At 53.3% G+C, this 13,651-nt stretch carries 8 protein-coding genes and 1 pseudogene; all 9 read left to right on the plus strand.

What is annotated here, in order from left to right; translation table 11 throughout:
• The first annotated feature begins 48 nt into the window (after window positions 1–48).
• Window positions 49–765 (plus strand): carboxypeptidase-like regulatory domain-containing protein, encoded by a 717-nt coding sequence (locus G7064_RS22410; RefSeq protein ID WP_240935482.1) that lies wholly within the window; start codon window positions 49–51, stop codon window positions 763–765.
• Window positions 765–3,146: a SusC/RagA family TonB-linked outer membrane protein gene (locus G7064_RS12830; protein ID WP_240935874.1), complete on the plus strand. Its 2,382-nt coding sequence runs from the start codon at window positions 765–767 to the stop codon at window positions 3,144–3,146. Before G7064_RS22410 ends, G7064_RS12830 begins: the two co-directional genes overlap by 1 nt.
• An 11-nt stretch (window positions 3,147–3,157) precedes the next feature.
• Window positions 3,158–5,110, plus strand: coding sequence for a RagB/SusD family nutrient uptake outer membrane protein (locus G7064_RS12835; RefSeq protein ID WP_166073892.1), 1,953 nt, complete (start codon window positions 3,158–3,160; stop codon window positions 5,108–5,110).
• Between the two features lie 422 nt (window positions 5,111–5,532).
• A pseudogene (locus G7064_RS12840) lies at window positions 5,533–6,888 on the plus strand (glycoside hydrolase family 43 protein); the annotation flags it as partial.
• A gap of 53 nt (window positions 6,889–6,941) precedes the next feature.
• Entirely contained in the window at window positions 6,942–7,115 is a 174-nt protein-coding gene (locus tag G7064_RS23040; protein ID WP_317172755.1) for a hypothetical protein, read from the plus strand.
• 115 nt (window positions 7,116–7,230) lie between these two features.
• Complete coding sequence (locus G7064_RS12845; protein ID WP_240935483.1) at window positions 7,231–8,472, plus strand: glycosyl hydrolase family 8; 1,242 nt, start codon at window positions 7,231–7,233, stop codon at window positions 8,470–8,472.
• A 13-nt stretch (window positions 8,473–8,485) separates the two neighbouring features.
• Complete coding sequence (locus tag G7064_RS12850; RefSeq protein ID WP_240935484.1) at window positions 8,486–10,087, plus strand: glycoside hydrolase 43 family protein; 1,602 nt, start codon at window positions 8,486–8,488, stop codon at window positions 10,085–10,087.
• A 127-nt stretch (window positions 10,088–10,214) separates the two neighbouring features.
• A complete protein-coding gene (locus tag G7064_RS12855) occupies window positions 10,215–11,558 on the plus strand; it encodes a family 43 glycosylhydrolase (RefSeq protein ID WP_166073893.1) in 1,344 nt (447 codons plus the stop codon).
• Between the two features lie 80 nt (window positions 11,559–11,638).
• Entirely contained in the window at window positions 11,639–13,567 is a 1,929-nt protein-coding gene (locus tag G7064_RS12860) for an alpha/beta hydrolase-fold protein (RefSeq protein ID WP_166073894.1), read from the plus strand.
• The last annotated feature ends 84 nt before the right edge of the window (window positions 13,568–13,651 follow it).

Consider the following 13,651-nt stretch of genomic DNA (forward strand, 5'->3'; position numbering starts at 1 on the left):
TTCCACTAGAAATTAAGCTTACTCTCACACCTCAAACATCCCACTTCCATGCATTCATCATTACGAAAAACGGTCTTCGGGCTGAGTTGGCCGCTAGCGGTGGCCACCAGCCTGCCCCTAGTCGGGGCCACGCTCGTCCCTGTGCAGGTACAAGCCCAGGATACTCAAACTATTTCCGGTCGTGTAGTGGCGGCCGATGGTACCGGGTTGCCCGGTGTAAACGTGGTGGTCAAAGGGTCCAATACTGGTTCCGCAACCGACGCAGATGGCCGGTTTACGGTAGCAGCAGCACCAGGATCTACTTTGGTATTTTCATTTGTAGGCTATACCGCTAAGGAGGTACCCGTCGGCAACCAGTCAACGCTCGATGTAACACTAGCCGAGGATACGAAGCAGTTGAACGAGGTAGTGGTAGTTGGTTACGGCGTGCAGAGAGCAGAAGCGGTAACGGGTTCAGTTGCTTCTATCAATGGAGAGACCTTGCGCGAAGTGCCATCTGCTAATATCTCACAGGCCTTGCAAGGCCGTTTGCCAGGTGTGCAGTTTTCGCAATCCTCCTCCCAGCCGGGCGCGAGCACGCAAATTCGGATACGCGGAACACGCTCACTTTCTGCCAGTAATGACCCGTTGATAGTATTGGATGGCATTCCTTTCCCAGGATCCATCGGTGACATCAACCCCAACGATATTCAGAGTGTAGATATCTTGAAGGATGCGTCTGCCACGGCTATCTACGGATCGCGGGGGCAAATGGAGTTGTCCTGATAACCACCAAAGCGGGTAAAGCAGGTCAGAAACCGCAAATAACATACGATGGGTTTGTTGGCGCTAAGACAGTCTTCGCCAAATACGACATGATGGAGGGGCCTGAGTTTGTTGCGCTTCGCAAAGCAGCGGGCGTCTATACTAACTCCTTGGATGAAGCCGATGATGTGAATACCGATTGGCAGGATTTGCTGTATAGAACTGGTATTCAGTCGAACCACAACTTAGGTGTTTCCGGTGGTACTGAGAACGGACGTTATAACTTCAATGCGGGCTACTACCAGGAAGAAGGCGTAATCCCTACCCAGCAATACACCCGCTATTCCGTACGTGGTACGCTCGACCAAGGAGTTGGTAAGTATATCCGGTTGGGTTTCACTACCAATAATACTTATGGCCTATCCGAAGGCTCCAATGTGGGTATATATGGCACCTTGAATTCGTCGCCAATCGCCAATCCTTACAATCCTGATGGTACCTTGAAAAGAACCATTAGAATGCCCTTGGATGAGCAGTGGGTCTATACAAAAGACATAGTAGAAGATTTGAGCGATAAATGGTTGAGTGAAACCAGATCGTTGGCCACTTACAACACCATATTCGGGGAAGCTAAAATTCCTGGAGTAGAGGGGTTGAAGTATCGGGTCAACCTAGGGGTAAACTATCGGCAGGCCCAGGGTGGTGGTTATACCGGACAGGGGATAAACGCTGTTAACCCCACTACACCTTCCACGGCATCCGTTAGTAACCAGGTCACTACAGACTGGACTATTGAGAACATTCTTTCCTATGACCGCACCTTTGCTGAGAAGCATAATATAAATGCCCTGGCCTTATATTCTGCCTCGAATAACATTTTCAACCAGTCGCGGATTGCAGCAAGAGATATTCCTTCTGACGCCTTCCAGTACTATAACCTAGGGCTAGCCGCCGGCGAAATCACCGTAAGCCCCGGTGATCAACAGTACCGGAAATTCGGTCTGTTGTCCTACATGGGACGAGTAATGTATTCCTATGATGACCGGTATTTGTTGTCCGCTACGGTCCGTTCAGATGGTTCCTCCAGACTTTCTGAAGGATATAAATGGAATACCTACCCTGCGGTGTCGGTAGGCTGGAATATAGCCAGAGAAGCATTCATGCAGAGTGTTCCTGCCGTAAATATGTTGAAACTGCGAGCTGGTTACGGTGTAACATCAAACCAAGCTATTGCCCCGTATGCAACCCTTGGGCTTTTAGCTACCAGACCATACAATTTTGGTCCTACTAACTACCAGACGGGTCTATTCGTAAGCCAGTTGCCAAACCCTACCTTAGGTTGGGAATTTTCTAAAACCTGGAATTACGGGTTGGATTTCGCTGTCTTGAACAACCGCCTTTCTGGTACAGTTGAGTATTACGTAACCAACACCGAAGATATTCTGCTTGGTTTGCCATTGCCTCCCACTTCTGGCGTGGACAGCTATACTGCCAACATTGGCGCTACCCAAAATAAAGGGATAGAACTCTCTTTGAATGGTGTGATCTTAGAGAATCTTAACGGCTGGACTTGGGAAGCTGGTGTCAACCTGTATGCCAACCGCAACAAGATTGTGTCACTTGCTGGTGAGCAACAGAGGGATGAAGGCAACTGGTGGTTTGTTGGCAAACCTATCAACGTAATCTATGATTATGAGAAAATAGGCTTGTGGCAAGAAGAAGATCCATACAGAAACATTCTTGAGCCAGGAGGAAATGCCGGTATGATTAAGGTGAAATACACCGGCGATTATAACCCAGATGGTACCCCTGTCAGACCAATCGGTCCACTAGACCGTCAAATTCTGGACGTAAACCCTGACTTTCTAGGAGGTTTCAACACCCGTGTTGCCTATAAAGGATTTGATTTGAGCACAGTAGGTGCCTTTCAGAGCGGTGGTATCCTCAATAGTACCTTGTATGGTTCATCTGGCTACCTCAATCTGCTGAACGGTCGCCGGGGCAACGTAGATGTGGATTACTGGACTCCAGAGAACACGGGCGCCAAATATCCTAAGCCAGGTGGTCTCACGAGCGGCGACAACCCAAAGTATGGCAGTACGCTAGGTTACTTTGATGCCTCTTACTTGAAGATACGCACCATTTCCCTTGGCTATAACTTTGACAACAACGCGTGGTTACAGAGTGCTGGAGTGAATAGACTGCGACTTTACGTGACAGCTCAGAACCCATTTGTGATGTTCTCCCCTTACAACAGAGAATCAGGTATGGACCCTGAGACGAACTCTTTTGCCGACCAAAATGCGGCAGTAACTACTGGCGTTCCGGCCCGTCTGTTGACAATTGGTACTAACGCACCTGCAACCCGCAGCTACCTCGTAGGCCTGAATCTTACCTTCTAAAAAAGAGAAAAATGAAACCCTTTAACATAAAATTTTTCATCGGAGCGGCCCTCATCTCCATGTCCGCGGCTGGGTGCTCGGATCTGTTGGAAGAAGAGCCTCGGAGTATTTACGAGCCTAGCTTCTTCCAGACAGAAAGAGGTGTTGCTGGTGGGTTAACATCCATGTACGCTCACTTGCGCTACATCTACGGGGATGCTTACTTCTATAACGCTACTCTTACCGGCACAGATGAAGTAACGTATGGCAGAGATGCTGACGAGAACTTTCTGGCTATGGACTTCTCCGGCCGAGCAGCACTTAACGCCAATAACAGCCGGGCAGATAGATTGTGGACTGCTGCTTTTCCAAACATCAATACAGCCAGTGGCATTATCAAAAATGCCACCGCAGTAGGAACCGTTTCTCCAGCCCTTGTTGCCGAAGCGAGATTCTTCCGCGCCTTCGACTACTTCATGCTGGTGCAAACGTTTGGCGGGGTGCCCTTAGACTTGGGTTCCGGCGAACTGGAATTCAACACCAATCCAATCAGAACATCAGTCCGCAATACGGTACCCGAGGTCTATACGAAAGCAGTTTTCCCTGATCTGCTGATCGCAATTAATGATTTGCCGGCGACCCCACGGGTTATTGGAGGCGCAACCAAAACGCTTGCCCGCCTTTATCTAGCAAAAGCTTACTTGACCTACGCTTGGTGGCTCGAAAACCCTAACAACATTCCGACCTTCCCGGAAACTCCAAGAACAGATCCTGACGGTCGTAACGCCCAGTATTATTATCAGCAGGCGTATGACATAGCAACAGAGGGTATTGCGAGTCCTGGTCCGTTCCGTTTGCAGCCAACATATTATGATGTACACTTGGCAACAAACGACCGCAATGCTGAAATGCTGCTGTTTGCTGACCATACCGAATCAAGCGAGTTGTACAATGGGGGTAGCCTTACCTTTGGTAGTGGCGGTGCCCCGGATAACTTTGCCGGCTGGATGATGACTTGGAACTATACCAACATCAGAAGCGCCAGCAATCCCAATGGAACAGGGGCTACATCTTCTGTTCAGCGGGAAGCAGCTCAGGCGTTAGGCCGTCCTTGGAATCGGATGGCTCCTACCATTGGTGCAATTGAGAACACCTTTGCCGATAAAACAAATGACTCTCGTTACGATGGTACTTTCACCACGGTATACCGTGGTAACTGGCCCAAAGCAGGAGTTGCTAACCCCACTTTATACAATGCCAATAATCTGCCAGTTGCCCCAGGTGGCGCAATCCTGACTTTCCTGGATGCAGAACCTACCACTCCTATTACGTACCCTACCGGAGCAGGTGCGAGCAATATAGGAGCAGGAACGCTGCCTGGCAGAGCGGATTATGTGATTTCGCCGCGTGGTATAAGCAGAATTGTGTATCCAGGCCTTTGGAAGCTTGGACCTTACCGTACGGATAACGGTACTGGCTTAGGACAGCCTAATGCTGGCAGTACACGTCCGTTCAATATTGCCAAATTCTCTGAACTGTATTTTGTAGCAGCAGAAGCAGCTGTAAAAGGAGCAACCCCCAAAGCTGGTCAAAGTGCTAGGGATTTGATTAATGTTATCCGTGCCCGGGCCGGTAAGTGGCGTTTTGACAATAATGGAAACGTGGCCAAAGTGCAGGATAATAGCGCTGCCTTGGTTGCGGCTACTCCGGCTACTATAGACATCAACTACATCCTGGCAGAACGTTCGCGCGAATATTATGCGGAAGGTTACCGTTGGTATGATCTGGTGCGTACTCAAAAATGGAATGAGCTGTCTTCTACCTACCGTATTGGAGGAACCAACTACGGAGATCATACACCTCTAACCGTTACACGTACCATTCAGCCGCAGCACTACTTGCGTCCTATTCCGCAGGTTCAGCTTGACCGTCTGGATGTACCAGCAGATGTAAAAGCGGCTTATCAAAACCCAGGCTACCAGTAGCCTGACGAAAAAGAGGTAAAGGAATTGGCTGTTCAATACGAGCAGCCAATCCTTTTACCCCTTGATAGAATACGCTTCATTAACCAAGAAAATAATAACTGCCGGCAGTATCACCGAACCCGAGTTCGTTCGGGTTCAGTGAGCTGCCGGCAATATTTTTTAAAGATGCATCTACCATTCCACTAGCTAAGTTCAGCGGCGGTCTGCTTTGTGAGCGAAGTGGCGGGGGGCAAATATTCCGATTGATTGCCAAGTGTCGCCCTCGCTTACACACTTGTCATCTTATCAAGTGAACATCCTAGACCTAGAAAGTATACCCACCAAATAGCATGAAAATAAAAGCTCTCCTACTGACAATCTGCCTATTTCTGCTCCATAACGCAGCTCTTTTTGCACAATCGATTGAGTTGGTAAATCCCATTATGACGGGCTTCTACCCCGATCCTAGCGTCATTCGGGTGGGCACGGATTACTACTTGGTTAACTCCACCTTTTCCTATTTTCCAGGCATTCCGGTGATGCACAGCAAGGACCTGAAAAACTGGAAGCAGATTGGAAACGTCATCAGTCGGCCTTCGCAAATGAACTTCATGGGCGACCGGATGACTCGCGGGTTATTCGCCCCAGCCATTGAGCACCATAATGGCACGTTTTACGTCACCTGCACACTCATTGACCACAAGGGCAATTTTGTGGTGACAGCCAAAAATCCCGCGGGCCCGTGGAGCGACCCGATTTTTTTACCCGAGGTAAAGGGCATCGACCCTTCGTTGTTTTTCGAGGGCGACAAAGCCTATGTTATCTATAACAGCGACCCGCCAAACAACGTGTCCCTGTATTCTGGCCACCGCACTATCAAGATTATCGAGCTAGATCCCGTGAAGCTGCAAACCGTGGGCGAGGCCAAAATCCTGGTCAACGGCGGCGTCGATTTGAGCAAAAAGCCGGTCTGGATTGAAGGACCGCACATCATGAAGCGCAACAACTGGTATTACCTGTATGCGGCCGAAGGCGGTACGTCGGTAAATCATACCGAGGTGGTTTTCCGCAGCAAGTCGCCGCTAGGGCCGTACGTGCCTTACGAGAAAAACCCCATTCTCTCGCAGCGGGAGCTGCCTAAAGATCGCAAAGACCCTATCACATCGGCGGGACACGCGCAGTTTGTGGACGGGCCCGATGGCCAGACCTACGCCATCTTCCTGGCGGTACGGCCCTACGAAGGCAACCATTACAACACGGGCCGGGAGACGTTTATCGTACCCGTAGTGTGGAAAGATGAGTGGCCGGTGATGGACCCCGGCCCTGGCGGCGTGCAGTATTCATACACGGCGAAGTTTCCCGAAGTAAAACAGCCGGGCGCCCGGCCACAGAGCGGCAATTTCAGCTACACCCTCACCTTCGACAAGGAGCTTGACCCGGCGCTGTTGTTCATGCGCACAGTGGATAGCACGAACTTTTCGCTGAGTAAAGACAAAGGACTCACGCTAAAGCTGAAGCCGGAAACCTGCTCGGAACTCGGCAACCCGGCCTTCATTGGCAAGCGCCAACAGCACCTGTATGGTAGCGCCGAAACCGAGTTGACTTTCTCGGCTAAGGCGGAAAATGAAACCGCTGGCCTAGTGGTCTTTCAGGATGAAAAGCACTTCTATTACCTCTGCAAATCGGTGGAAAAGGGCCAGCCCATGATACAGCTATTCAAGAGTACCGACGAGCCAAAGAAGATGGAGCCGCTGGCAAAAGCGCCTTTGAAAGCTGCAGCGGGCAAAGTCCAATTACGCATTAGAGCGGAGGGCGACACCTACAGCTTCCATTTTTCGGAAAACGGCAAAGCATGGACGCTGCTCAAAGACAAGGTAGATGCGCGCTTCCTGAGCACGCAAACGGCGGGGGCTTTATTGGCTGTCTGTTCGGCATGTACGGCACGTCGGCCGGGCAGCCCACCGTCAATACAGCCTCTTTCAAGTGGCTGAAATACGAGGGTCACGACCCGATGTACAAGAAATAGAGCGCAACGCCCGCGCAACGTCACGCCCCTAATTTCTAGCTGCTTAGTTGATGAACTTACCTTTCAAACTCCTTCAGCGCCTCAAGAGTGGTGGCCTGCTTTTGCTATCTCTGCTGTGTATCGGCTTAGGCGACGGCCTAGCGCAGCGCGCGCCCAAGCCGACACGCTCGACTTCAAGGGGGCTTTTTATACGGGAAAATACCCCAATCTGCTCCGGGAAGCGGGCTACAGCCAGGCCGACATCGATAAGAAGGTGACCCAAACCTATCAGGCGCTTTTTGAAGGACCCAACCGAATTTACTTCGAAGTAGGTGATTCGATGGCCTACTTTTCTGACCTGAAAAACCATGATGTCCGGACGGAGGGCGTTTCCTATGGGATGATGATAGCCGTGCAGTTGAATAAGAAGGAGGTTTTTGACCGCATCTGGCGCTGGTCGAAGAAATACCTGCAACACCAGGAAGGGCCCTTGAAAGGGTATTTTGCCTGGAGTCTCAATCCGGCCACGATGAAGCGCAACTCCGAAGGACCGGCCTCCGACGGCGAACTATACTTCGTCACCAGCCTACTGTTTGCCTCCAACCGCTGGGGCAATACCACTGGCATCAACTACTACCAGGAAGCTCGCAACATTCTGGATGCGATGTGGAAAAAGAACGGGACCGGCGACGTGTACAACCTGATCAACACCCAGCACAAGCAAATCACCTTTGTGCCCGTCGGCGACATGTATAACTGGACCGACCCTTCCTACCACGTGCCGGCTTTTATGGAAGTGTGGGCCGAGTATGCTAAGGACGGACACGAGCAATTCTACCGGGCCTGCGCCGATACGTCGCGGGCGTTTCTGCGCCGCGCCTGCGACCCGGTAACGGGCCTCAATTACGACTACACCGAATTTAGCGGCAAGCCCCACGCGACCAAGTGGGCACCGCCCGCCTTCCGCTACGACTCCTGGCGGGTACCCATGAACATTGCCATGGATTATGTATGGTTTGGCAAGGATAAAGCCTGGCAGGAGCAATACGCCCAGCGCTTTCAGGGATTCCTGCGCAGCAAGGGCATCAACACCTTCGAGGACCAGTTCAACGTGGACGGCTCGCGGCCCGATTTCATTCTGCAAGCCGGCAACGTCAAGAAGCTGCGGCACTCGCTGGGGCTGGTAGCTACGTCCGCCTCAGCCTCCCTGACCAGTCAGGACAAGCAGAAGCTGGACTTTGTGCGCGCCCTCTGGAATGCCAAGCTGGAGCCATATGAGGATGGATATTTCGACCCTTACTACGACGGTATTTTATATCTGTTCAGCTTAATGCATTTGAGCGGAAAATACCAGGCTATAAAGCCTCAGCAGCGCTAAAAAACTCGAATGCATGTACGCTTTTTCTATGGGGGGCTTTTTCAGTAAACTCGGTTTGTGCTGCGGAATATTCTTCGCGCTGGCTGCTCGTTTTCCGCTTTCTGCGCAAACTAAGCAGGCGCAGAATCCTGTGATTTTTGCCGACGTGCCGGATCTATCGATGATTCGGGTGGGGGGCAATTATTACATGAGCAGCACGACCATGCACATGAGTCCGGGAGTGCCGATCATGAAGTCCACGGATTTGGTGAACTGGCGCCTGGTAAGCTACGCCTACGACACCCTGGCCTCGAACGATGCCATGAACCTGGCTAACGGCCAAAGCACGTACGGCCGCGGCTCGTGGGCCAGCAGCCTGCGCTTTCACAACGGCACGTACTACGTGTCCACGTTTGCCCAAACTTCCGGCCGAACGCACATCTATTCCACCAAGAACATCGAAAAAGGCCCCTGGAAGGCGGTGTCGTTCAAGCCCAGCTACCACGACCACTCCCTGTTTTTTGACGACAATGGCCGCGTGTACCTGGTGTATGGGGGCGGCAAGCTGCGCCTGGTGGAGCTTGCCGCCGACGCCTCCGGCGTGAAGCCCGGCACCACCGAGCAGATACTGATTGAAAATGCCGGTGCGCCAGCCGGCCCCAATACTGGCCTGCCCGCCGAGGGTTCGCAGCTCTTCAAAATCAAAGGAAAATACTACCTCTTCAACATTGTGTGGCCCAAAGGCGGCATGCGCACAGTCGTTGTTCACCGCGCCGATAAGCTAACCGGACCCTACGAGGGCCGGGTGGCCTTGCAGGACCTGGGTGTGGCCCAAGGCGGCCTCATTGACACACCCGACGGCCAGTGGTACTCCTACTTATTCCGCGATTTTGGGGCTGTGGGCCGCATTCCGTATCTGGTGCCGGTGACGTGGGCTGATGGCTGGCCGGTGTTGGGCACGGGGGGCAAAGTCCCCGAAACGCTGGCCCTTCCGGCCAGCAAAGGGCTGATTCCCGGCCTCGTGGCGTCGGATGATTTCAGCCGGCGGCCGGGCGCGCCGTCTCTGCCCTTGGTGTGGCAGTGGAATCACAACCCCGACAACACGCTCTGGTCGCTCACCGACCGCAAAGGCTACCTGCGCCTGAAAACAGGCCGCGTGGATACCTCCTTTGTCCTAGCTCGCAACACGCTCACCCAGCGCACCATCGGACCCACGTGCTCCGGGGCCACGGCCCTGGACGTCTCGCAGCTGAAAGACGGTGACTTCGCCGGCCTCGCGCTGCTACAAAGGCGATACGGGCTGGTAGGAGTGAAGCGCACAAAGGATACGAAGTCCATTGTAATGGTCAGTGCGGAATCGGAAAAACCCGTGGAAATACAGCGCATGCCGCTGACGCAGAATAAAATCTATTTCAAGGCCGAATGTGATTTTACGGACCGCAAAGATGTAGCTGTTTTCTTCTACAGTCTCGACGGTAAATCCTGGCAAAAAATAGGCGCGCCGCTTAAAATGGCTTACACGCTACCGCATTTTATGGGCTACCGATTTGGGCTGTTCAATTACGCCTCAAAAAATGCCAGCGGCTATGCTGATTTTGATTATTTCACCATTTCAGAGCAGATCAGCAAAGAATAAAAGAACGTCATGCAGAGCAGCGCGAAGCATCTCGCGTGCTGACGCAGGATTAGTAATCCCACTAAACACGCCAGATGCTTCGCTGCCGCTCTGCATGACAATACGCATTCATTCAATAAGACATCAAATGATAAAATCTAAACTGTGGTATCAGCTGGTTGCATTGGTCTTTGTTAGCGCAGCGGCCAGCGCGCAGAACCCTTTTATCACCGATCAATTCACGGCTGACCCCACGGCGCGCGTATTCAACGGGCGGGTGTACGTGTATCCGTCGCACGATATTCGGGCCACTCCCGGGCACGGACGGGCCGGCTGGTTTGTGATGGAGGACTACCACGTGTTTTCATCCGCCAACCTCACCGACTGGACCGACCACGGCGTCATCGTGACCCAAAACAAGGTGCCCTGGGTGAAGCCCAACAGCTACAGCATGTGGGCCCCGGACTGCATTTACCGCAATGGTAAGTACTACTTCTACTTCCCGACTACCCCCAAGGACACAACTGTCATCAAAGGCTTCACCATCGGCGTAGCCGTGGCCGACAAACCCACCGGCCCGTTTGTGCCGCAGCCGCTGCCTATCAAGGGCGTGCGCGGCATTGACCCGAACGTGTTCATCGACAAGGATGGGCAGGCGTATTTGTATTGGTCGCAGGGGGAGATTTTCGGCGCCAAGCTCAAAGAAAATATGCTGGAGCTAGCCTCTGAGGTTAAAACTTTGGGGGAATTGCCCACTAAGGGCTTGAAAGAAGGCCCATATGTATTCGAACGCCAAGGCACGTATTACCTCACCTATCCGCACGTAGCCAACAAAACTGAACGCCTCGAATACGCTACCAGTACCAGTCCGCTGGGACCGTTTACCGTGAAGGGCGTCATCATGGACGAGTCGCCCACGGGCTGCTGGACCAATCACCATTCCTTGCTGGAGTTTAAAAACCAGTGGTACCTATTTTACCACCATAATGACTTGTCGCCCAACTTCGACAAGAACCGCTCGGTCAGGATCGACAGCTTATCCTTCGCGCCCGATGGTTCTATCCGAAAAGTGCAGCCTACTCTGCGCGGCGTGGGCCTGACCGACGCCAAGCAGAAAATTCAGCTGGACCGCTACAGCCGCCTGAGCCCCAGCGGCGCCTCCATTGCTTTCCTGGACACCGCGAATAAGTTTCAGGGCTGGAAAACGGTATTGGCCACTAACCAGAGCTGGGTGCAATACAATGGGGTATCCTTCGGCAAACAGGCGCTGAAGACGGTAACCATGCGCGTGGCCGCCGCGGCTGGTGCCACAGTGCACATCAGAATTGATGGAGCCACCGGTCCCATGTTGGCTCAGGTAATCGTGCCGAAAGGCAGCCAATGGCAGGAAATAAAAGCCCCCCTGTCTGCCTACAAGCCCGGCACGCATACGCTGGTGGTGGCGTCTAAAACAGATACACCCGTTGAAATTGACTGGGTCAGATTTGAGTAAGCGGCGAAAAAAGCCCCCCGCTTCCCAACCGTCTGATTTGCCCCCCAGCCACCCGTTCTGCAAGACTTTCTTTCCAAGCTATGAGAAACATATATGCTGTCATCTTAGGGATTCTGCTGCTGAACACAAGCAGTTCTCTGGCCCAGCCGACCGTGAAGGAAGCGCCCAAGGGCTTCGATCAACCCACGGCGGGTATTGCCACCGGCAAGCTGGATAGCATCAGCTATACTTCGAAAACGGTGGGCACGGTGCGCAAGGCGCTGGTGTACACACCGCCGGGCTACTCCAAAAGGAAGAAGTACCCGGTGCTCTACCTGCTGCACGGCATTGGGGGCGATGAAAAGGAGTGGCTCAAGGGTGGGCGCCCGCAGGTGATTCTGGATAATCTGTACGCGGCGGGCAAACTCAAGCCGATGCTGGTGGTGATGCCCAACGGCAGGGCCATGAAAGACGACCGACCCGTGGGCAATGTGTTCAGTCCGGAGAAAGTAGCGGCCTTTGCCAACTTTGAAAAAGACCTGCTCACCGACCTTATCCCCTACATCGAAAAGAAGTACCCCGTACTCACCAACCGCGAGAACCGGGCCGTGGCCGGGCTGTCGATGGGCGGGGGGCAGTCGCTGAATTTTGGGCTGGGCAACCTGGATAAATTTGCCTGGGTGGGGGGCTTTTCTTCGGCCCCCAACACCAAGATGCCTGAGCAATTGGTGCACGACCCCGGGAAAGCTAAAAAGCAACTCAAGCTCCTCTGGATTTCGTGCGGCGACCAAGACGGCTTGGTACCCATCAGCCAGCGCACCCACGACTACCTCTACGAGCATAACGTGCCCCACGTGTATTACCTCGAAGCAGGCGGGCACGACTTTAAGGTCTGGAAAAATGGGCTGTACATGTTCTCGCAGTTTCTGTTCAAGCCCGTTGATGTGGCGGCCCTGCCCAGCTACACGGTGCTCGGCACGCCGGCGGCTACCAACGTGCGCAACGCGAAATATCCCCAGATTATGCCCGACAACCGCGCCGTGTTTCGCCTGAAAGCTCCTGGCGTGCAGCAGGCGCAGCTAGACCTCGGCCGCAAATACGACATGGTAAAAGACAGCAGCGGCACCTGGACCGTGACGACTGACACGCTGAGCCGGGGCCTGCACTATTACTCCCTGGTCCTCGACGGCCTACCCGTGGCCGATCCGGCCAGCGACACATTCTATGGCATGGGACGCATGGCCAGCGGCATCGAGATTACCGGCCGCGGCACCAGCTTTTACGCCCTGCGCGACGTGCCCCACGGCGAGTTACGAGTGAAGCGTTTCTTCCCCAAAGTCACCAATTCGTGGCGGCAATTCTATGTGTATACGCCGCCAGGCTACGACGCCAACGCCACTACAAAGTACCCGGTACTATTCCTGCTGCACGGCGGCGGCGAAGACGAAACCGGCTGGGCCAAGCAAGGCAAAACCGATTTGATTCTGGATAACCTCATTGCCGAGAAAAAGGCCAAACCCATGCTCGTGGTGATGCTGGATGGCAATATGGGTGGCCCCGGCGGCCTGGCGGGCTTCGGCGAGCAGACGTTGAAACGCTTTGAAGACGAGCTGAAGCAAACGGTGCTGCCAGTGGTGGAAAGCAACTATCGGGTAGCGGCCGGAGCTAATAACCGGGCGCTGGCGGGCTTGTCGATGGGCGGGCTGCAAACCCTGTACGCCGGCATACGCAACACTGATATGTTCCAGTATCTGGGCGTGTTTAGCTCGGGCTTTTTTGCTAACAACCCCCAACTCTCCGATCCGCAGTATGCCTTCATGAAAGCCAATGCAAGCACTATCAACTCCAACCTCAAGCAGCTGTGGCTCTCGATGGGCGGGCCGGAGGACATTGCCTACGCCAACAACAAGGTGATGCGAGCAAAAATGGATGAGCTAGGCATCAAATACGTGTACAGCGAGTACCCCGGCGGCCACACCTGGCCCGTATGGCGCCACGATTTGTATCTGTTTGCCCAGAAGCTGTTTTAAGCAAATAGACATAACTACCTCAAATCTAATCCACATTCCCCTTGCGAATCAGAGAACGAATAAGGAAGCTTTGCTGGCTCTGGG

The sequence above is a fragment of the Hymenobacter sp. HDW8 genome (assembly GCF_011305775.1).
Classification (GTDB): domain Bacteria; phylum Bacteroidota; class Bacteroidia; order Cytophagales; family Hymenobacteraceae; genus Hymenobacter; species Hymenobacter radiodurans.

Excerpts from the sequence above, each read along its gene's own strand:
- G7064_RS22410 (WP_240935482.1), top strand. The coding sequence starts at position 49 with ATGCATTCATCATTACGAAAAACGGTCTTCGGGCTGAGTTGGCCGCTA.
- G7064_RS12855 (WP_166073893.1), top strand. The coding sequence starts at position 10,215 with ATGATAAAATCTAAACTGTGGTATCAGCTGGTTGCATTGGTCTTTGTT.
- G7064_RS23040 (WP_317172755.1), top strand. The coding sequence starts at position 6,942 with ATGGACGCTGCTCAAAGACAAGGTAGATGCGCGCTTCCTGAGCACGCA.
- G7064_RS12835 (WP_166073892.1), top strand. The coding sequence starts at position 3,158 with ATGAAACCCTTTAACATAAAATTTTTCATCGGAGCGGCCCTCATCTCC.
- G7064_RS12860 (WP_166073894.1), top strand. The coding sequence starts at position 11,639 with ATGAGAAACATATATGCTGTCATCTTAGGGATTCTGCTGCTGAACACA.
- G7064_RS12850 (WP_240935484.1), top strand. The coding sequence starts at position 8,486 with ATGTACGCTTTTTCTATGGGGGGCTTTTTCAGTAAACTCGGTTTGTGC.